The following is a 21,998-nucleotide window of genomic DNA, read 5'->3' as shown; positions in this document are numbered from 1 at the left end:
CCATGGACCGCGCCCCCCAAAACGGTGTGGTGATCCTCGGCAGCGGGCTGGGGGGGTATACCCTGGCCCGCGAGTTGAGGAAGCTGGACGCCCAGGTGAGCATCACCATCGTCACCGCCGATGGGGGGGAGTCTTACTCCAAGCCCATGCTGTCGGCGGCCTTCGCCCAGGGCAAGGACGCCCTTTCCCTGATGCAAAAGAGCCCCGGACAGATGGCCGAGGATCTGAAAGCCACCATCCTCGCCCGTCACCGGGTGGCCGCCATCCGCCGCGATGCCAAGACGGTGGTGATCCGCCGCCCCGATGGCGACGAGATGGAACTGGGCTATGGCCGTCTGGTTCTGGCCCTGGGCGCAGATCCCCGGCCCTATGTGGCCGAGGGCAGCGAGACGGCGGGGTTGCGCACGGTCAACGATCTGGACGATTACGCCGCCTGGCGCGCGGCACTTTCCCCCGGTGCCCGCGTCCTGCTGGTAGGCGCCGGGCTGATCGGCTCGGAATTCGCCAACGACCTTGCCGGTGCCGGGTTTTGCGTCGCCGTGGTGGACCCCGCGCCCTGGCCGCTCGGCCGCCTGCTTCCCCAAGCCCTGGGCGAGGAGATGGCCAAGGCGCTGGGGGAGGCGGGCATAAGCTTCCATCTGGGGCGCTCAGTGACCCGATGGAGCATGGGCCGCGCCGAACTGGATGATGGTTCCGCCATCGCCTATGACCAGGCGCTGTCGGCCATCGGACTGATCCCGCGCACAAGGCTGGCATCGGAAGCGGGGCTGGTGGTGGAGCGGGGGATCAAGGTCGATGGAAGCCTGGCCACGTCGGACCCGGCCATCTTCGCCATGGGCGATTGCGCCGAGACGCCCGCCGGGCTGCTGCCCTTTATCCTGCCGCTGATGGCCGAGGCCAAGGCCCTGGCCGCCACCCTGGCCGGGTGCGAGACGCCTTTGAAGCTTCCCGCCCTGCCCGTGGTGGTCAAGACGCCCGCTCTTCCCATGGTGGTCTGCCCGCCCGCTCCTGGCGCGGTGGGAGACTGGGTGATGGAGGGCGCGGGACGCGACCGCAAGGCGCTGTTCGTCTCGCCCCAGGGCAAGGCGTTGGGCTTCGCTCTGTCGGGGGCGCGGGTGAATGAACGTCAAAGTCTGGCGAAAGAGATGCCAGACCTGTTGTGACAAAGCGCAAATGATGCTTTCCTGATGGGGATGGGCAAACGTATTAGGGGGACTTTTCCGATGAAGCTTCAGCTTGCCGCCTTCGCCGCAATCATGGCCCTGGCGGGCACCGCTTTGGCCGCCGATCCGCCGCCGGCCTTTTCGGCCTGCAAGACCTGCCACAAGGTAGAGGCGGGTGGCAAAAGCATCGGCCCCAGCCTGTTCGGCGTGGCCGGGTCCAAGGCTGGCACCGCGGCTGCGGGCTTTGCCTATTCACCGGCCATAACCGGTTGGGGCAAGTCCTGGGATGACGCCAATCTGGCGGCCTATATCGCCAATCCCAAGGATGTCATTCCCGGCAACAAGATGGTCTTCGCCGGGCTGAAGAATCCCGCCGACGTGGCCGCCGTGGTGGATTATCTGAAGACCCTGAAGTAGCGGGCGGCGCGGGGGCTTAGCGCCCCCGCGCTTCCTCGGCCGCATGGGCGGCGGCGGCGCGGGCGTGATGCCCGGCCACCATCTTTCGGATCACCACATAGAAGATGGGCGTGAAGACCAACCCAAAACCGGTGACGCCCAGCATGCCGTAGAACACGGTTGTGCCTAAGCTCTGGCGCATTTCGGCGCCCGCTCCGGTCCCCGCCACCAAGGGCAGCACGCCCAGGATGAAGGCCAGGGAGGTCATCAGAATGGGCCGCAGGCGGGTCCGTCCCGCATGGACGGCGGCCTCGATGCGGTCGAGGCCTTCGGATTCGCCCTGTCTGGCGAATTCCACGATCAGGATGGCGTTCTTGGCGGCCAGTCCGATCAGCACGATGAAGCCGATCTGGGCCAGGATATTGATGGGCAGTCCCCGGATGATCAGTCCGGTGACGGCGGCCAGCAGGCACATGGGTACGATCAGCACCACGGCGGCGGGCAGGGACCAGCTTTCATACTGGGCAGCCAGCAGCAGGAAGACGAACAGCACCGAAGCCGCGAACACGAACAATCCGTTATTACCCGCCAGCAATTCCTGCAGCGCCAGTTCGGTCCATTCGAAGCCGAAGCCCTCGGGCAGGCGCTCGGCGGCCAGGGCGCGCATCTGCTCGAGCGCATAGCCGCTGGCATAGCCCGGCGCGGCCGAGCCCTGCACCTCGGCGGCCGGGAACAGGTTGTAGCGGGGCACGCGATAGGGCCCGGTGTCGAAGCGGAACGAGGCTACGGCGCCAATGGGCACCATCTGGCCCTTGTCGTTTCTCACCTTGATATTGGCGATGTCCTCCACCTCCTGGCGGAAGGGCGCGTCGGCCTGGGCGGTGACCCGGAAGGTGCGGCCCAGATAGTTGAATTCGTTGACGAAGGCCGAGCCCAGATAGACCTGCAACGCCTCGGACACCCGGTCGGTGGGCACGCCCAGCATCTGGGCGCGCACTCGGTCGATATCGGCGTAGACATTGGGCGTGCGGGTGTTGAACAGGGTGAAGATACCTTGCAGTCCGGGAATCTTGTTGGCCTCGGCCGCCATGTCCAGGGCCACGTCCTCCAGCGCCTTGGAGCCACGCCCGCCCTTGTCCTGCAGCATCATCTTGAAGCCGCCCGCCGTGCCGATACCGCGCACCGGGGGAGGCTGGATGGTGATGATAAAGGCGTCCTGAACGGAACTCAGGCGCTTTCTAAGATCGGCCAGGATCACATTGGCCGACAGGCCCTGGGCGTAGCGTTCCTCGAAGGGCTTTAGGGGCGTGAAGATGGCGGCGCCGTTGGAGGCATTGGTGAAAGTGGCGCCGTCCAGACCGGCGAAGGCCAGGGTATGGGCGACGCCGGGGGTCTCGGCCATGACGTCCGCGACCTTCTTGACCACCGCATCGGTGCGCGACAGTGATGAACCGGGCGGCAACTGGACCACGGTGATCAGATAGCCCTGGTCCATCTCGGGGATGAAGCCCTTGGGGGTCTGGAAGAACTCCACCCCCGCCGCGCCGATCAGCCCGCCATAAATGACCAGCATCAGAGCCGATTTGCGCACCACCGTGCGGGTCAGGGAGCCATAGCCCCCGGCCAGGCGGTCGAAATTGTGGTTGAACCAGGCGAAGAATCGGGCCACCACCTTGCGCCAGCCGGTCTCGTCATGATGGTCCAGCGGGCCGTGGCCCCTGAACAGCAGGGCGCACAAAGCGGGCGACAAGGTCAGCGACACGATCAGCGAAATCACCGTCGAGGCGGCGATGGTCACCGCGAACTGACGGAAGAACTGGCCCGAGATGCCCGGAATGAAGGCAGCCGGGATGAACACCGCGCACAGGACCAGGGCGATGGAGATCAGCGCGCTGCCCACCTCGTCCATGGTCTGGTGGGCGGCGGACCGGGCATTCATGCCGTCCTTCATGTTGCGCTCGACGTTTTCCACCACCACGATGGCGTCGTCCACCACGATGCCCACCGCCAGGACCAGGCCGAACAGCGATAGGTTGTTCAGCGAATAGCCGAGCGCGCCCAGCACCGCGAAGGTGCCCACCAGCGAGACCGGAATGGCGGCCAGCGGAATCAGCGAGGCCCGCCAGGTCTGGAGGAACAAGATCACCACTACGACCACCAGCAAGACCGCCTCGAAGATGGTCTTGATCACCGCCTTGACCGACTGGGCGATGAACTGGGTGGGATTGTAGGCGATGGTGTAGGAGACGCCCGAGGGGAAGGTCTTGGACAGTTCCTCCACCTTGGCGATGACCCGGTCGGCGGTGGCCAGGGCGTTGGAGCCGGGGCGCTGGAACACCGCCACCGGCACGGCATTCTTGCCGTTGAGATAGCCGTTGACGCTGTAATCCTGGGCGCCCAGTTCGATGCGCGCCACATCCTTGAGGCGCACCATGCGGCCCGTGGCATCGGCCTTGACGATGACATCGCCGAACTGGGCGGGGTCGAGAAGGCGGCCCTGGGTCTGGACGGAAAACTGGAAAGCGCCCTGATTGGGGATGGGCGGCTGGTCCAGCACACCGGCGGCGATCTGGACGTTCTGGGCCTGCAGCGCCTTGACCACCTCGCCCGCTGTGAGGTTGCGGGCCGCCGCCTTGTCCGGGTCGATCCAGACGCGCATGGCGTAATCGCGCGCGCCGAAGATGCGCACTTCGCCGACGCCATCCAGGCGGGCCAGCACGTCGATCATCTGAAGGGTGGCGAAGTTGGACAGATACAGCTGTTCGCGCGAGCCGTCGGGCGAGTTGAGATGCACCACCATCAGCATGTCGGGCGAGTTCTTGGCCACGGTGATGCCGATGCGCTTGACGTCGTCGGGCAGCCGCGCCGTGGCCACCGCCACCCGGTTCTGCACCAGCACCTGGGCGGTGTCGAGATTGGTGCCCAGTGCGAAGGTCACGGTCAGCTTCAGATTGCCGTCGCCGGTGGCCTGGCTGTTCAGATACAGCATGTTCTCGACGCCGTTGATCTGCTGTTCCAGCGGCGTCGCCACGGTGTCGGCCACCACCTGGGCCGAGGCGCCGGGATAAGAGGCGCTGACCACGATGGTCGGCGGCGCGATCTCGGGATACTGCGCCACCGGAAGAGCGAAATAGGTGATGGCGCCGATGATGGTGATCAGCACCGAGACCACGGTGGCGAAGATGGGGCGGTCGATAAAGAAGTGGGACAGGCGCATGGGCTTTGGTCCCTATTCGATCTTGCCGGGCTGGGCCGTGACCTTGGCGCCGGGCCGGGCCCGCATCAGGCCATTGATGACGATCTGATCGTCGGGCGCGATGCCGTCCCGGACCACCCGCAACTCGCCGTCCTTGGGACCCAGCTTGACCGGCTTGGGCACGATGGCGCCGTCCTTCACGGTCATCACCAGCTTGCGCGATTGGTCGGTGACGATGGCGGTGTCGGGGACCAGCAGCGCCTCGTAGGGGGCCGAGGCGGCCAGACGCACGCGGCCGAAGGCGCCTGCGGGGACCTGGCCTTCGGGATTGGCCAGGATGGCGCGCGCCCGGATGGTGCCGGTGCCCTTGTCGATCTGATTGTCGATGAAGTCCAGCTTGCCTTCATGGGGCCAGCCGCTTTCGCTCATCAGCCGCAGTTGAACCGCCGCCCCCACCGGATTGCCCCGCTTGGCCTGGACCAGATAGTCGGCCTCGGTCAGGTCGAAGGTCACATGGATGGGGTCCTGGGAGACGATGGTGGTGAGCAAGGTGGGCGAGGCCACGCCGGGGCCGCCGGTGACCAGATTGCCGATACTCACCTGCTTGGCGCTGATCCGTCCCGAAATGGGGGCGGTGACGCGGGTGAATTGCAGGTTCAACTCGGCATCGCGCACGGCGGCGCGGGCGGCCTCCACCGTGGCTCCGGCGCCCCGTGATTCCTCGGTCCTCTGGTCCAGGGTGCTTTCGGCGACGAATTCCTTGCGATGAAGCTCGCCGGCCCGAGACAATTGCCGCTTGGCGAATTCCTTGGAGCCCATGGCCTGATCCAGCTTGGCCCGCGCCGAGGCCAAGGCAATCTCGTAGGGGCGCGGATCGATGACGAACAGCGGATCGCCCTTGGCCACCATCTGCCCGTCGGTGAAGTGCACCTCGGTCAGATAGCCGTTCACACGGGCCCGCACCTCGACATAATCCACCGCCTCGAACTGGCCGGTATATTCGCTCCAGTCGGTGATGGTGCGGCTGACCGGCTGGGCCACCGTCACGGCAGGGCCGCCGGAAGCCTGGGCTCCGCCCGGACCCGATTTGGTGGATGCGAACGAGACAAGCCCTGCCGCCACCCCGGCCAGCGCCAGTCCGCCCAGCAGCAGGACGGGCAGCGGAAGTTTGAGGCGGCGGGGCGAATTGTCCATGGTCCGGTCTCATTTCGGCTGATGTTTAGGGAAAGACATGGTCACGGCCAGCCTGCGGATACAAGATATCCGCAAAGCTGAACTGAACGGTTCGGTTTTAACGAGCCTATGGGGCGATGGTCAATAGGAAGTGCCCAAACCTTGGATAGTGCAGGGGTATTGAGTCTCGGTTGTGAGCCCATCCATCCGCATGTATTCTTTTGCGCATGAATGCGCAGCAGCCAGGATCGCTTACCGAGGCGACATCGGGTGGTGCCGGTCTCGCGAAGGCCGGTCCGCCGCGCCCGATCCGCGCATGGCGGGCCAGGTTGTTGGCGCTGCTGGTGATACCCTGTCTGGCCGCGTTGACCGTCTGGCAAGCGGTGGGGTCCTATCGTAAGGACGTCGCCGACACGGAGCGGCTGGTGGAAGCCCTGGCGCGGGTCTCGGAAGAGCACATCGCGGGCGTGATGCGCAGCTTCGACCAGTTGCTGTCCGAAATGGAAGAAGCCGCCCCCGATGGAATCCTCGCGGACCCGCAACGGGCCCTTACCGCCATCGGCAATCGCGCGAAATTTATTCCCGAACTCCGCAGCGCCGCTTTCATCAACGACCAGGGCATCATGTTGGCCGGAAACCTGCCAGGCATGGCCGGCACCAATGTTCATGATCGTGAATACTTCCGGGCGCTGTTGGAAAATCCTAATCTTTCCATATTCATCAGCGCGCCGCTGCGTAGCCGGGTGGTGACCGGCACCAGCATCGTTATCGTCCGCTCCATCCGCAAGGGGGGCGGTCAACTGGCTGGCGCGCTGGCCGTGGCCATCGACCCCAAGATATTCGAAGACGAATTGCGCTCGGTCCTGCCTGGTGATGGTGGACGGGTGACCCTGCTGCGCGACGACGGGGTTATCCTGGCGCGGCTGCCTGACAGCGATAAATGGCGCGGCGTCTCGGTGGCCCAGGGCAATGTGATGGTGAATGTGGCCAAGGAGGGACGCGGAACCCTCGTTGGCAGTTCGGTGACCGATGGCCTGGATCGGGTTATCGCCTATCGCCGTCTGGAGAACTACCCGCTGGTAGTCGCGGTAGGGATGTCGCTGTCCGAGGCTCTGTCCGACTGGAGGCGGGATGTATCCCTGCAAGGCGGTGCGAGCTTGCTTTTGGCCTTGTTGACCTTCGGACTGTCCATGGTCTCGGACCGGCGTCTGGCCGAGCGCCAGCGGATCCAGCAGGCCCTGGCCGCCAGCGAGGCCCGCTACCGCATGCTCACCGAACATTCGCCGGTGGGGGTGTTTCAGGCCGATCCCGAGGGAACCTGCCTTTATGCCAACGAGCGCTGGCTGGACCTGGCCGGGCGGAGCCGGGACGAGATGCTGGGCGCCAAGTGGTGCCGGGTCGTCCATCCCGATGACCGCGAGGCGGTGGCGGCGCTGTGGCAAAGTCATGTGAGCGGCCAGGGGGAATTTCTGGCGGAAATGCGTCTGATGCGTGGCGACGGTTCCATCCGCTGGGTGCGCGGCCACGCCGCCGCCCTGTCCGACAGCGAAGGGCCCGCGGGCGGGCTGGTCGGCACCATCGAGGACATCACCGCCGCCAAGGAGGCCGAACGCCGCCTGCTCTTGTCCGAGGAAAAATTCGCCAAGGCCTTCCGCGCCAGTCCCGACGCCATGGTGATCTCCCTGGCCGAGGATGGGCGCTACATCGAATTGAACGATACCTTCTCGTCCATGCTGGGCTACGGACGTGACGAGTTAATGGGGCATACCGCCCTGGAGATGGGCGTGTGGGCCTTGCCCGAGGATCGGGCCGCCCTGGTTGCCGCCGCCCGCCGCGACGGCCAGGTGGTCAATTTCGAGACCCGGTTGCGGCGCAAGAATGGCGAGACCTTCGACACCCTGATCTCGGTGCAGGAAGTGGTCCTCGACGATCAGGACTGCCTGCTGTTCATCTGCCGCGACATCAGCGAACGCAAGGCCATGGAAGCGCGCGGCAAGGAACTGCTGGCCCGCCTCGACGCCTCCAACAAGGAGTTGGAGCAGTTCGCCTATGTCACCTCCCACGATCTGCAGGAACCGCTGCGCATGATCGCCGGATATGCCCAGTTGATCGAGCGGCGCTATCGCGGACGGCTGGACAAGGACGCCGACGAGTTCATCGCCTTCCTGGTGGATGGCGCCATGCGGATGCAGGCCATGATCCGCGACCTTCTGGAATATTCGCGGGTCGATCGGCTGAGCGGCCAGTTCACCTGCTTTTCCATGGGCGATGTGCTGGATGACGCCAGGGCCAATCTGGGCGCCGCCCTTGCCGAGGCGGGCGGGACCATCGAGGTGGGGCCCATGCCCGAGGTGAACGCCGACCGCTCCCAGATGCTGCGCCTGTTCCAGAACCTGATTGGCAACGCCCTGAAATACCGCTCTGCCGAACGCCCGCCCAAGGTCCGGGTGAGCGCCGAGCAGACGGCGCGGGGTTGGGTCTTCTCGGTGGCCGATAACGGCATCGGTATCGATCCCGCCTATTTCGATCGCATTTTCCTGGTCTTCCAGCGCCTGCACACGCGCGAGCACTACGACGGGACCGGCATCGGTCTGGCCATCTGCAAGAAGATCGTCGAGCGCCATTCCGGGCACATCTGGGTCGAGTCCCGTCCCGGTGAGGGATGCGATTTCCGGTTTTCTCTTTTCGAGGGCCAGGGTTGATTTTGCCCATGGGGCCCGTCGCCGGACTTGGTCTGTATCCGCCCAGGCGGCCAGCGCGAAATTACGGAAGGCGGTTGGTGGCGGTCGTGTAACGTTGTGTGATGATTGTTGCCTATTTTTGAAATTTATAAGTAAAAAACGAGGCTTGCTGCAGGTAAGCCTCGTTTTTTTTATTATTTTTAACGCTGAGTCTCTGTATTTTGTTCTCGTTTTCTTGGTGGCGATGACTGGGTTTGCCTTTGCAAGTAATTGGATTAATTGCGTAAGGTAAACGCTGTATATTGACCTTTTCTCGCAATTGGCCGTATCATGCAGAGTGGTGCGAAGTGGCTGTCGCGCGCCGTCGATGGCGCGTGGCCAATTTTTGAGATGAGGGTGGCATGGCGCCTAGGGATGAACGGCCTTCCAATTCGGGGGGAGAAGGCGGGGCAGGGGCGAAGGGCGTCGAGGGCGGGCATGCGCCTGCCGTGAAGCCGCAGCCGTCCGTCGTCATCGACTCGGCTGGCATGGCCAAGGTCATGGTGCCCGGCGGTAATCTTCTCGTCGATGCCGAGTATGTGCGCCAGGGCAGCGATCTGGTGCTGGTGGGCGCCGATGGCACCCGCGTGGTGATCAAGGGCTATTTCGGTTCGGAAAATCCCCCGCCGCTGATGAACGATTCGGGCGCGATGATCGACGCCGCCCTGGCCGGAAAGCTGGCCGGGCCGCTGGCGCCGGGCCAGTACGCCCAAGCGGGCGGCGGCTCGGGTGCCACCGCCATCGGCAAGGTGGAGACCCTGAACGGGTCGGTCAGCGTCAAGCATTCGGACGGCACCACGGGCGAATTGCATAAGGGCGATAACGTTCTCGAAGGCGATGTCCTGCAGACGGCGCAGGGCAGCGCCGTGGGCGTGACCTTCGCCGACGGCACCACCATGTCCTTGGGCGAGAAGGGCCGTCTGGTCCTCGACCATCTGGCCTATGATCCGGGCGCCAAGACCGGTGACGCGCAGATGTCGCTGGTGTCGGGCTCCTTCGCCCTGGTCTCGGGCCAGATCGCCAAGGCGGCCCCCGACGCCATGAGTCTGAAGACGCCGACCATGACCGTGGGCATCCGCGGCACCGGCGTGGCCGGTAACGGCAATACCGTCGCCATGATGGCGGAAAAGGGCGGCGTGACCGGCGAGGTCAGCGTCACCTCGTCTTCCGGCCAGACCTTGACCCTGAACTCGGCTGGCGCGGCCGCCGTGATGTCGGCCACCGGCACCATGGTGGCGCAGCAGATGTCGCCCTTGCAGGTCATGCAGGTGGCGGGTAATGCCGGTGCGGCCCTGCCCAATGCCGCCAACACCCTTTCCGCCGCCTTCAATCAGGCGGTCCAGGCGGTGCAGCAGCAGCTTCAGCAGCAGCAGCCGACCACGCCGCCTCCCGTCGTGCCGCCACCCACCGGGCAGCAGGGCGGTGAGCAGAAGGGCGCGCTGCAACAGATTCAGGAACTGCATCAGGCCCAGGTCGAATCCGCGCAAAAGCAGATTGCGGCGAATAAGGAACTTATCGTTGCCCTGGTCAAGGACGCCCGCGATATCGCCGTCCGGGTGGCGGAGCAGCAGTTCCATCAGTTCCAGGACGATTTCGGCGCCCGCGAGGCCGATGCGGTCAGACAGGTCACGGCCCTGCTGGACCAGGCCAAACTTGCCATCGTTCCGGCCAGCGGATCGACGGCCCTGGCCCTGGCCAACACCGCCATTTCCGAGGCTTCGACCAATGCCACCCAGGCGGCCACGGATCTTGCCTCGGCCAAGGCCATGCTGGCCGCCGCCGATGCCCTGATCCGTCAGGCCAGCGGAGCGGCGGGCCCCTTCGCCAAGGCCCTGAGTCTGATCACTCAGTTCGAGGCCGGGACTGATTACAGCAACGCATCTTCCACCATTTCCACGGCCGACGGCTCCATCGCGGCGGCGGCCACCAACAACGTCGCCGGTCTGTGGACGGATGGGTCGTCCATTTCCGACTGGAATACCGCGCATACCAATCTTGATGCCGCGAAGACCAAGGCTGCTACGGCCCTGGCGGCGGCGACCGCCGCGTCCGACGCGGTCACCACCAAGCTGAGCGCCCTGGAGGCGCCGCTGGTGGCCTCGGCTTCCTCGGCGGCGGTCGAAGCGGTATTGACGGCGGCGCGCAACGACACGCTGAGCAATTACCTGAATGCCGCGTCCGATTACCTGAAGCTGTTCGGCCTGACCGTGCCCACCGGCTGGTCTTCGGACGAAGCCGAGATCGCGCTGGGCAATGCCGCCTCGACCAATGCCAATGTCATTGCCTTGCGGGCGGCCAAGGCCGTTGCCGATGGCTATGCCGCCACGGATTCGCTGATTCAGTTGTGGAAGGACACCCTGACTCAGGCCGAGGCGGATTATACCTCTGCCCATGCGACCGCTGTTGCGGCCCAGGACGCGTTCAGCAGCGCCAAGACCGCCTATGATCTGGCGCAGGCCACCGCCCAGTCGGCATCGGACGCTTATGCCGATGCCCAGTCCGCTTTGGCCGCCGCCACCTATGCCGACGGCTATGCCGCCGGTTACGAACAGGCCGCCGAGGCGGCGTGGCAGTACCAGTTGGATACCGCCCTGTCATCGGACAGCACCACCATCAATGCCAAGCTGACCACCGCCAAGCTGGCGGCGGCGTCCGCCCTGGACGACGCCAATCTGGCCAAGGCCCATGCGACGGGAATCAGCACCACCAATTCCACCCAGGCTGTGAATGCCCTGACTCTGGTCCTGAATGACAAGGACGCCGCCGATGTTCAAGTGGCGGCGGCGGTGGCCGCCCAGAAGGCGGCAGCCAATGCCCTGGCCGATGCGGTCCAGAGTCTGAAGCTTTACGGTCTCAATACCGACGGCAGTTCCGTCACGGCGGGGTCCGAAAGCGGCGGCGTGCCCGCCAATTACGACACCATCGTCAAGGTTTCCACCGACAGCACCCAGACCACCATCACCACCACGCTGAGCACCGGCCAGCAGGCGGCGCTGCTCAAATACCAGTCCCTGGCCGCCTACAAGGCGCAGATCGACCAGCAAGTGGCCCTGGCGCAGCAATATGACGATCTGGCCCAGCAATGGGTGCTGCAGGCCACGGCCGCCAAGAATCAGGCCTTGCTGGCGGAAGGTGTCGCCAATCTCTCCGTTGCCCAAAGCAGCGCCGACACGGCCTTGACCTCGGCCAACAGTTCCGAATCCGCCGCAGCCAACTCCGCCAGTGCCGCTGCCAGCGCCAATGATACCATCGCCAGCCTGCTCAGCCAGATTCTGGCCTCGGGGGCGCCCAGTTCGCTGACCGGCGCCAGTCTGGCTGCCTATAACGCTCAGATCGACCTGATCCGCCAATATGCGTCGGCGGCCTTGACCGATGCCGCCGATGCCAGCGGAGCCTCCAGCGCGGCGCATACCGATGCGGCGACGGTTGCCACCAATGAGGGGTTAACCAACACCGATACCGACGCTAACATTGCCAAGGGGCATGCGCTTACGGCCAACCAGGCGGCCAATGATGCCGCCCAGCAGGCGCAGGTTGCCGCCGACAAGGCCGCCGATGCGGGCCGGTTGCTGGGCTTGGTCAAGGCGGCCCAATCCTCCTTGGCGCAGATCGTTTCCGACGCGGCCGCCGCCGCGTCGCGCGCCGCCGACGTGGCCGCCGCCCAACAGGCCAGTACCGATGCCGCGACCGCGTCCAGCACCTTGTCCGCCACGGTTCTGGCCCAGGCGCAGAGCAAGCTGACCGCCGCCCAGGCGGCGCTGGGCACGGACAACGCGGCGACGACCGGTGCCACGACCCTTTATGGATTGAAGTTCGCGGCCGCCGCCAAACTGCAGTCGGCTCTTGATAACAAGGCCATCGACCCCCAGGCCTATCAGTCGGCCCAGAATGCCTATGACCGGGCGGTAAAGGCGGTGGATCAGGCCTCGGCCGCGGTCTCGCGGTTGTCGGCGGCCAAGGACGCCATTGCCCTCCTGGTGTCGTCGGCCTCCACGGCGGCCAGCGACGCCGCCACCGCCTATGCTTCCGCCGTCAGCGCCAATACCGCCGGGACGTCTACGGCCAATGCCCTGGGTTCCGCCCTGAAGGCCGTCCAGACGGCGCAGCAGGCCCTGACCCAGGCGCAAAGCTATGCGGTCACGGTCAACGCGGCCAATGACACCTTCACCGCCCAGTCGGCCATCGTCACCGCTCAGGTCACGGCGGTGAACAACGCACAAAGCCAGTCGGACCTGTCCACGGCGGCCCATAATGCCGCCGAGACCGCCATCACCGCGTCCAAGACGGCCCAGACCCTGGCCACCGCCGCCGCCACCGATGCCACCGACACCAAGGCGGCGGCCTCGCTGGGCACCCAGGCCGGGACCCAGACGGCAGCCACCGAATACGCCAACACCCAATCCGAGGCCACCAGCGTCAAGACCCAGGTGGGGACGGCCCAGACCAATGTGACCACGGCGCTCTCCAAGGCCGGGGCCGCCCTGGCCGGGACGCCTGCGGCGGTGAAGACCGCTCTCGACAACGTTTCTACGGCTCAGAGCGATTACAAGGACGCCCTGGACGCCGTCTATACCGCGTCCCATGCCGATTTCACCGCCAAGATGGCCTTGGCCAGCGCCAAGCTGGACATTCTTAACGCCAAGATCGCCCTGGCCCAGGCGGCCATGTCCGATGCCTCCACCGCCGCGGCCGTGGCGGCCGGTACCGCTGCCGGTGTGGCCGCCATCGAGGCCAACCGGGCCGAGCAGGCGCTGACCACGGCGCTGACCGCCTATGCCCAAACCTTGCAGTCACGCGATGATGCCGCCGCCGCCAATGCCTTCGCCCAGGATCAGAGCGCGGCCCTGACCTATTGGTTGTCGGCTTACACCAATGCCAAGGCCGCCGCTTCGGCCTCGCTGAGCCAGATCAAGGCGGCGGCCGATTCCGCCTCCGCCGCCGCCAACCGCGCCGATTCCGCCGCCCAGGATCTGAAGAGCTTCGATTCGGCCCACAGTCTGACCAAGACGACCGAGGAAAATAACGCAACCACGGCCGCCACCAACGCCTCCAATGCCTCCAAGGCGGCGACCACGGCTCTGAACACCGCGTCGGACGCCATCGCCGGTCTGTCCGACCCCACCGGCACCACCAGCGTGTCCACCGCCCAGGCGGCGGCCCTGGCCGCCCAGGCGGCGGCCAGCACGGCGGCCTCCCAGGTCAAGACCGCCCAAGCCCAGGCCGGTGCCGCCGTTCAATACGCCAATACGGCGGTGAGCATCGATACCTCGGTTCAGGCCGACTATACCAAGTCGGTGCAGGCCGCCGCCCAACTGGCCGCCCAGACCGCCGCCAACCATGCCGCGACGGCGGTGGCTGATAGTTATACGGTGGATTCCGCCTTCCGCACGGCCCATCCCGGCAGCAGTTCGAGTGCCGTGGCTCTGGACGTGATGGCCAATGACAAACTGGCTGGTTTTGCTCCGCTCGGCGTCGCCAATTTCGACGCTGGCGTTCTGGTCTCGGTCGGCGGCGCGTCCCATGGAACGGTCAAGGTGGTCAGCGGCAAGGCGGAATACACCGCGACGTCCGGCTATACCGGCACCGACAGCTTCACCTACACCGTTTCCAATACCTATAACGGCGCCACCACCTATTCGACCGCCACCGTCAACCTGACCGTGGCTGCGCTGGACAAGCCAGCGGCGACGGATTTCACCGCCACTTATGCCAGCAGCTTTACCGCCGCCAGTTTCACCTCCCATGCTTCGGGGACGGGCCTCACCCTGACCTTGCAATCGGTGACGCGTGGTTCGTCCTCGGGCGGCAATGTCTCGCTGTCGGGCGGCACGGTCACTTATACGGTGCCCTCCAGCTTCTCCAAGCTGGCCCAGGGCGAAACCAGCACGGATTCGGTTCTCTACACGGTGGTCGACCAGTACGGCCAGACCGCCACGGGCAAGATGACCATTTCGCTCACCGGCGTGAATGACGCTCCGGTGGTGACCAGCGCTACCTATTCCGGCGTGGCGGGCAAGGTGTTCAGCTTCAGCGCCGCCGACTTCACCGGCAAGTTCAGCGACGTCGATAATGCCCTGACCAATGGCAGCGATACCGGCTACGGCAATACGCTGCATTCCATCAAGGTGGTCTCGTTGCCGGCTGGCAGCCTGGCACTGAACGGTGTGGCGGTCACCGCCAATCAGGTGATCGTGCTGTCTGATCTCGGCAAGCTGACCTATACCCCGTCGGGCGGCAGTGCGGTCAATACCTCGTTCACCTGGCAGGCCAATGACGGCATCGACTGGAGCACATCGGCCACCGCCACTATCAACCTGACGGTGCAAAAGCAGATTCTGGTGGGCGGCCCGGGGGCCGATACCCTGTCTGGCGGTTCCGCCGACGATACTCTGACCGGTGGCGGCGGGGCCGATATCCTGGACGGCGGAGCGGGCAGCAATGTCTTCGTCTATCAGGCGAAGACCGATTCCACCGTGGCGGCGCCCGATACCATCAATAATTGGAGCAGCGGCACCAGCAACGTCCTGTCCTTCTCGGGCATGGGCGGCATGAAGTATCTGGCCGCGCCCTGGACCTTCGGCGCGGCGCCCGCCGACAACGTGGCGGCGGTGGCCGCCGTCAAGGCCGGGGCTCCGGCCAATTCCGTGGTGTTCTTCGTGCGTGGTGGCGACGGTTACATCTACGTCAACGGTTCGGGCAGCGGCACCGATTTCGACGGCACCCTGATCAAGCTGGCCGGATTTACATCCCAGCCGTCGCGAGCCTCCCTGGGCGGGCTGGGTCTGGTGATGGATACCACCGGCAACCCCACCTTCGCCCAGACTGGTCTGTTCGCCGTCACAGGCGCGCCCCTGACCCTGGTGGGCAACGGCACCTTGTCGGGTTCGCTCAGCGATCTTCAGACCCTGGCCTCCATCAACGGCAGTGGCACCGCCAAGGTCAACGTCACCTCGGGCGTCGTCGCGGCCTCCAATCTCAGCACGCTGACCACCAATCTCGCCGCCAATGGTCTTTCCGCTACGGTAAGCGGCAGCCTCACCTTCACCGGCAATTTCGGTAGCGCGGTGGTGACGCTCAGCGGTGGCGGCACGCTCAGCGGCGCTCTTTCGGCCCTGTCCACGGCGGGCAGCTTCAATGGCGGCGGCAGCGGCACCGTGGCGGTGACCGGCGTGACGGCCACCAGCACCCTGCCCACCGTTACCAATGCGGCCCACTACACCGCTCAATTGGCCTTGGGGGCCACCAACCAGACTTTTACCGGCGACTTCAAGAGCGCCGAGGTCACCCTGACCGGTTCCGCCACCCTGACCGGCACGGCGGCCAAGATGGCGGGCGCCGCCTCGTTCACCATCGCCGGAGGGTCGACCGCCCATGCGGTGGTGTCGGACACGGCCGCCAATCTGACCGCCAGCGTTCTGAGTTCGCTGCAGACCAAGGCAGTGGAATCGGCCACCATCAGCGATACCGGCACCATCACCCTGACCGGTGCCCAGATCGGCGCCCTGAATACGCTGGCGGTCAATATCGGCAGCGGCCACCTGAAAGTGGCCGATACCGCCTCGGGCGCCTTGTTGGGCGGTGTCAGCCTTGCCAGTCTGCCGGGCAAGCATGTGGATCAGATTCAGATCACCGGCGGCACTCTGACTACGGATGTCAGCACTCTCACCACGACCCTGTCGGCCGTAACCATCAGCCAGTCCAGCGGCGCGCACCTCCAGGTTCAAGATACCGCCGCCAATCTCAGCACCGCCAACATCGCCAATTCCAAGGTGGCGAGCTTGATCGCCAAGGGGGCCGATCAGATCGACCTCAGCGATAACGGCACCTTGCTGTTGACCGCCTCCCAGGCCAAGACGCTCACTCTCACCAATACCCACGGCGGCCATCTCGAGGTCCTCGATACCGCTTCCAATATCACCACCAACCTCGCCTCCCTGGCGGGGAAGGTCGATACCCTGGCCATCAGCGGCACCGGCTCCGTGGCGCTGACCGCCACTCAGGTCACCTCTACTTTCGGCACCCTGGTTCCCGGCACCGGTCAGTTCCAGGTCAGTGATGTCGCCGCCAATCTGGGCGGAGCCACGCTGGCAACCTTGGCGGGCAAGGGCGTCAAGGCGGTGACCGTCACCGACGCGGGCACCTTGGCGCTGTCTGCCGGAACGGCTCTCAACCTTTCCAATCTGGGCCTGACCATCAACCGTTCGGCGGGCGCCACCATCTCGGTGTCCGATACCATCTCCGAGATTAATACCGCTACGGTGGCCAAGATCGTAGGCGCCGGTTTCAACGCCATCACCCTGACCGATACCGGCGGGACGCTGGCTATTGCCACCACCACCGGTCAGACCCTGGCTTTCAAGGGCGCCTTCAACGGCAATACGGTGGCTGTCACCGGGACCGGCACCATCTCCCTGGCTTTGAGCTCAGCTCAGAGCGCCTTGCTGATCACCGGCGCCAGCACGGCCAATCTGGTGGTGACGGGTCTGACCGCCAGCAGCAATCTGACCACGGTCAACACGTCCAATATGGCCAACCTGACGGCTGTGCTCGATACCAGCAGCGGCAATGTCACGCCGACCGGAACCTTCAATATCGGCAGCTTCGCCCTGTCGCTGACCGGTAACGGCACCTTGACCCTGTCGGCCGCCCAGGCGTCGGGCAAGACCATTTCCGGTACCGGCACCGTGGTGATCGGCGATACCACCATCGGCGTCGATACCGATCTGCACAACATAAGCACCACCATGACCATGGCGTCCAGCGTGGTGGTGTCGCCCGGTTTCACTCTGACGCTGAACGCCAATCAGGCGTCGGGAAAGACCATCACCGGCGGCGGCACGGTGGCCATCAGCAATACCAGCATTTCCGGCACCGTCGATCTGCACAACATCTCGACCGGGACACTCAGCCTGGATTCCGGTCTTTCCGTGGCGGCCCAGTCCAAGCTGATCCTGACCTCGGCTCAGGCGGCGGGGCGGACCATCTCCGGCGCGGGCACGGTGGAGATTTCCAATGCCGCCATCACAGGTGCGGTGGATCTGCACAATATCACCGCGACCAGCCTGACCTTGCAGACGGGGGCCAGTGTCGGCGCCGCCGCCCTGCTGACGCTGAGCGCAGCCCAGGCGGCGGGCAAGTCCATTTCCGGCGCGGGCACGGTGGCGATTGCCGATTCGACCTTTGCCGCCAATACCAATCTGACGGGGATTACCTCCACGCTGAGTCTTCAGCCCGCAATGACCGTATCGACCAGTGCGACTCTGACTCTGACATTGGCTCAGGCCAACGGGGACCATATCAGCGGCACGGGCGGAGTCTCCATCGTCGGCGCCAACGTCACTGCGAATACCGATCTGCACAATATCACCACGGCGACGACGACCTTCCAGTCGGCTTTGTCCCTGGCAACCGGCGTGTCGCTGACCCTCAACGCCTCCCAGGCCAAGGACATCACCAGCGCGGTGACCAAGGCGACGGGCGCCCATGTCCTGGTGGCGGATACCGCCGCCAATTTGACCACCAGCGCCGTTGCCGTGGCCGTCAGCCATGGTGCCGATACGGTCGTCATTACCGATAATGGAACGGTGAGTCTGACCGCCGCTCAGGCCCTGCCGCTGAACCTGGTGGCCGGTTCGGGGCATTTCCAGGTGGCCGACACCGCCGCCAATATCAACGCGGTGGGCATGGGCGCGCTCGAGGCCCACGGGGTCGACACCTTCCAGTTGACCGCGGCCGGAACCGTCAATCTTCAAGGGCCTCAGCCGGGCTCGGCCACGGTGATCGGCAGCAGCGGCAACGACACCTATGTGGCCGCAGCGTCCACTTCGGGAACCCTGACCCTCATCGACAGTGCTGGCACCAATGTGCTGGATGGTTCTCTTGTCACCGAAGCGGGGCTGAAGGGCGCCCGTCAGGTGGGCGACGATCTGGTCATCGATCTCAGCCCGGTGGCGGGCGGCGGCGAAGTGGTGGTCAAGAACCAGTTCGCGGGATCGGGCGCCGGAATCGATCACATCCTTACCGGCTCGGCCAACAATCCCACCACCAAGATCGTCGGCGCGGTGGGGACCTCGGGTGGCGTCCATTCGGGCGTTGCCAATTTCACCACGGGCGACGGCCATCAGGAAATGTCGGTGGCCCATTCCACCGACCTGAACATGGGCAACTACGTGTCCATCGAGGCATGGATCAAGCCCAGCGCGGCTTCCAATAATCAGATCCTGATGAAGGGCTCCTACGGCTACGCCATCGGCCTGGAAGGCGGCCATGTGGAATACTGGGTGGATGGCTCTCAGGGCAATACCATCAAGTCCACGGGCACGGTGGTGGCCGATGGCAATACCTGGACCCACATCGCCGTGGTGGTCGACAAGACCGCCAACACCACCAGCTTCTACATCAACGGCACCCTGTCCAATACCATCAACACGGCGGTGATCAATAACAACAGCGAGTCGCTGTATCTCGGTCAGCAGACGGGTTCCGCCTATAACACCTTCGCGGGCCAGATGGACGAAGTCCGGCTGTGGAACAAGGCGCTGAGCGGGTCCGAGGTTTCCGCCAATTACGCCTCGGCCCCGGCGGCCAATTCCACCGGTCTGGTGGCCGACTGGCGGTTCAATGAAGGCAGCGGCACCACCGTGGCCGATGCCACCGGCAACGGCCATACGGCCACGCTGGGCGCCTATGCCTCGCTTTCCACAAGCGTCAGCTTGCCCACCAGCCTGACCGGCACCTCGGCGGACGAGATCGTTCTGGGCAATCTGGGCGAGGCCACGCTGAACGGCGGCGGCGGCCACGATGTGTTCTATGTGGGCGGGGCTGACCAGACCATCATCGGCGACAGCTCTTCCGGCGGCAAGGTCAGCTTTGCCTACAATTCCGGTCCGGTGACGGCCTCTCTGGCCAGCGGCATGGCCACCATCACCAATGGTGCAAGCACCTATCACGATACGATCACCAATATATCCGAGTTGGAAGGATCCAACGCCGCCGACATTCTCTATGGCGCGGCCAGCGGTCAGTCGGTCCTGGAAGGCGGCGCGGGCAACGACACTTTGATGGGGGGTGGTGGTTTCACCGTCGCCAGCTACAAGCATGCGGGGGCGGGCGTTAGCGTCAATCTGAGCACGGGCATCTATTTCGGTGCGTCCTCGGGCTCGGCATTGGAGAGCTATTACGTCAACGGCACCCTGACCACCGGGACCGACAGCCTTGGGGCTGTCTCCGGCGTGCGCGGCTCCAGCTTCGCCGACCATATCAAGGGTGGCGATACGGCGGCCTATTACGACATCACAGGCGGCGGCGGGGCCGACGTCCTGGTGGCGGGCAGCGCCAGCACCAACTTCCATGTCAGCACCACCGATGGCGCTACGGTGACCGGCGGAGCCGCCATCGACAGCATCGGCTTCGACGACTTCACCTCGGGAACGCTGAGCAACGCGGCGGCCTTTGCCCATGTGACCGGGGTCGAGACCTTGAGGCTCAATGCCTCGGCCTCGTCGCAGACGGTCATTCTAAATTCACTCACCGCAGGTGCGGGCATCACCACCGTGGATGCGGGCATGACCACGGCGGGCGTGACGGTGGAGGCCGCGACGGCGTCGGGTTCCATCTCCTTCATGACCGGTTCGGGCAGTGATGTTTTCCACGGAAATTCGGGCACGTCCTCCATCATGGAGAACTGGACCGAATCGGGGGTCTACTTCACCGCCTCGGGCGGAACCACGTCGCTGGCCATGATGGGCCGTGGCGGCATCGCCGATACCTTTACCGGCGGCACGCTGAACATCCAGTTCAACGACGGCGGTTCGGTGACGGTCACCGGTGGCGGCGCCACCGTGATCGCCAGTTCAGGCAATGACAGCCTGAATATCGGCGCCGGGATCGATACGGTGGTGGCGGGAGGCGGCAATGACGTGATCAATGCCGTCGGCGGCAATCATGTCTTCCAGTTCGGTCCCGGCCTGTTGGATTCCTTCGATTCGATCCTGGCCAGCGGAGGTCTGAACACCATTTCGCTGATGGCCGCCACGGGCGGTTTGTATGTGGATGATACGGCGTTGACCAACGTCTACGGCGTCCAGACCCTCAAGATCACCGGTGGTGGATATTTTGGCAATCTCGGCGCCAATGCCATGAAGGCCGGGGTCAGCGTGGTCGATGCCAGCGCCATTACGGGCACGATCGCCTTTGACGCCACCCAGGACAGCAATGGGGTGACCCTGATCGCTGGCAGCGGCGCGACGGATATGTATGGTGGTTCCGGTCATGACGTGGCGGTGGTGCAGAGCACCGCAGCCGCGGGGACCATCTCCGGCGGCGGATCCGGCTTCTTCGTCACCGGCCCCACGTCCGGGTCGGGGCTGTCCATGCATGGTGTCGAGGAAGTGCGCTTCAGCGATGCCAAGACACTGAGTCTTATTGCCTCGTCCGGCTCCCCCTTCTCGGTGATGGGCGGCAGCGGCAACGACACCATCAATGTCGGCAACGGCATCGATTCTGTGATTGGCGGGCTGGGCGACGACACGATCTCCGCCGCGGGCAACACCGTTGGCATTACCCTGGATGGTGGGGCGGGTTCGGACATCCTGACCGGCGGCTCGGGTAACGACACCTTCCGCCTGTCCGATTTCACCAGCGCCGATACCATCAATGGCGGGGCGGGCAGCGATACCCTGGTCCTGAACTTCACCTCTGGCGGCGTGGTGGTGGATTCCGCTTTCGCCCATGTGAGCGGCGTCGAGACGCTGATGGTGGCCGCCTCTGGCTCACCGCTGTCCATCACCATGGGGACCATCGCATCGGGTGCCGGGTTCAACACCCTGGACGCCCATCTGAGCGGCGCGGATGTCAGTCTTGATGCCGGCGGCCACGGCTCGGCCATGACCATGACCGGTGGCATCGGCAGCGACACCTTCACCGGCGGGGCGGGCAACGATGTGTTCGACGGCGGCTATGGCACCGACAAGGCGGCGTTCCATGGCTCGGAGGCGGGCTATCGGATCAGCATGGCCAACGGCACCGTCACGGTAACCGATACCAATACGGCCGACGGCAATGATGGCACCGATACCCTGGTCGGCGTCGAGACGCTGCAATTCAGCGACGGCAGCCTGACGGTCACCCAGGCGGCGCCGACGCTGGGTTCTCTGACGGTGAGTGGGACGAAGACCCAGGTTAATACCTTCACCACCGACAACCAGCAGCAGCCCTTCATTTCCAAGCTGGCCGACGGCGGTTGGGTCGAGGTCTGGCGTAGCTATGGCCAGGATGCCTCGTTTACCGACGACGTCCATTTTCAGCGCTTCGATGCGTCCGGCAACCCCGCGGGCAGCGAGACACATGTGG

The 21,998-nt window shown here is 65.0% G+C and carries 6 protein-coding genes (1 of these 6 running past the window's edge); 4 read left to right on the top strand and 2 right to left on the bottom strand.

Annotated features, from left to right (window positions below; translation table 11 throughout):
* Nucleotides 1-2 precede the first annotated feature (2 nt).
* Both CCC_RS01180 and CCC_RS01175 read left to right on the top strand, forming a co-directional pair.
* Nucleotides 3-1,163 (top strand): NAD(P)/FAD-dependent oxidoreductase, encoded by a 1,161-nt coding sequence (locus CCC_RS01180; protein WP_009870346.1) that lies wholly within the window; start codon nucleotides 3-5, stop codon nucleotides 1,161-1,163.
* Nucleotides 1,164-1,223: 60 nt separating this feature from the next.
* On the top strand, nucleotides 1,224-1,580 hold the full coding sequence (locus CCC_RS01175; protein WP_009870347.1) for a c-type cytochrome: 357 nt from the start codon (nucleotides 1,224-1,226) through the stop codon (nucleotides 1,578-1,580).
* Nucleotides 1,581-1,596: 16 nt separating this feature from the next.
* Here the strand turns inward: CCC_RS01175 and CCC_RS01170 are convergent, their stop codons facing one another.
* Together CCC_RS01170 and CCC_RS01165 are read right to left on the bottom strand one after the other, a co-directional pair.
* Nucleotides 1,597-4,776, bottom strand: coding sequence for an efflux RND transporter permease subunit (locus tag CCC_RS01170; RefSeq protein ID WP_009870348.1), 3,180 nt, complete (start codon nucleotides 4,774-4,776; stop codon nucleotides 1,597-1,599).
* A gap of 12 nt (nucleotides 4,777-4,788) precedes the next feature.
* A complete protein-coding gene (locus CCC_RS01165; RefSeq protein WP_009870349.1) occupies nucleotides 4,789-5,949 on the bottom strand; it encodes an efflux RND transporter periplasmic adaptor subunit in 1,161 nt (386 codons plus the stop codon).
* Nucleotides 5,950-6,155: 206 nt separating this feature from the next.
* Between CCC_RS01165 and CCC_RS01160 the strand changes: the two genes are divergently transcribed.
* Nucleotides 6,156-8,630: a PAS domain S-box protein gene (locus CCC_RS01160; protein ID WP_041039272.1), complete on the top strand. Its 2,475-nt coding sequence runs from the start codon at nucleotides 6,156-6,158 to the stop codon at nucleotides 8,628-8,630.
* Between the two features lie 467 nt (nucleotides 8,631-9,097).
* On the top strand, nucleotides 9,098-21,998 hold the 5' portion of the coding sequence (locus tag CCC_RS21980) for a LamG-like jellyroll fold domain-containing protein (RefSeq protein ID WP_041039270.1). It continues 23,900 nt past the right edge of the window; only the first 12,901 of its 36,801 coding nucleotides appear in the window; the start codon lies at nucleotides 9,098-9,100; its stop codon lies beyond the right edge, outside the window.

Origin of the sequence: Paramagnetospirillum magnetotacticum MS-1 (assembly GCF_000829825.1) — a bacterium.
In the GTDB taxonomy this organism is placed as follows: domain Bacteria; phylum Pseudomonadota; class Alphaproteobacteria; order Rhodospirillales; family Magnetospirillaceae; genus Phaeospirillum; species Phaeospirillum magnetotacticum.
Note: the sequence above shows the minus strand (reverse complement) of the source record. Positions and strands in the feature narration are given on the sequence as shown.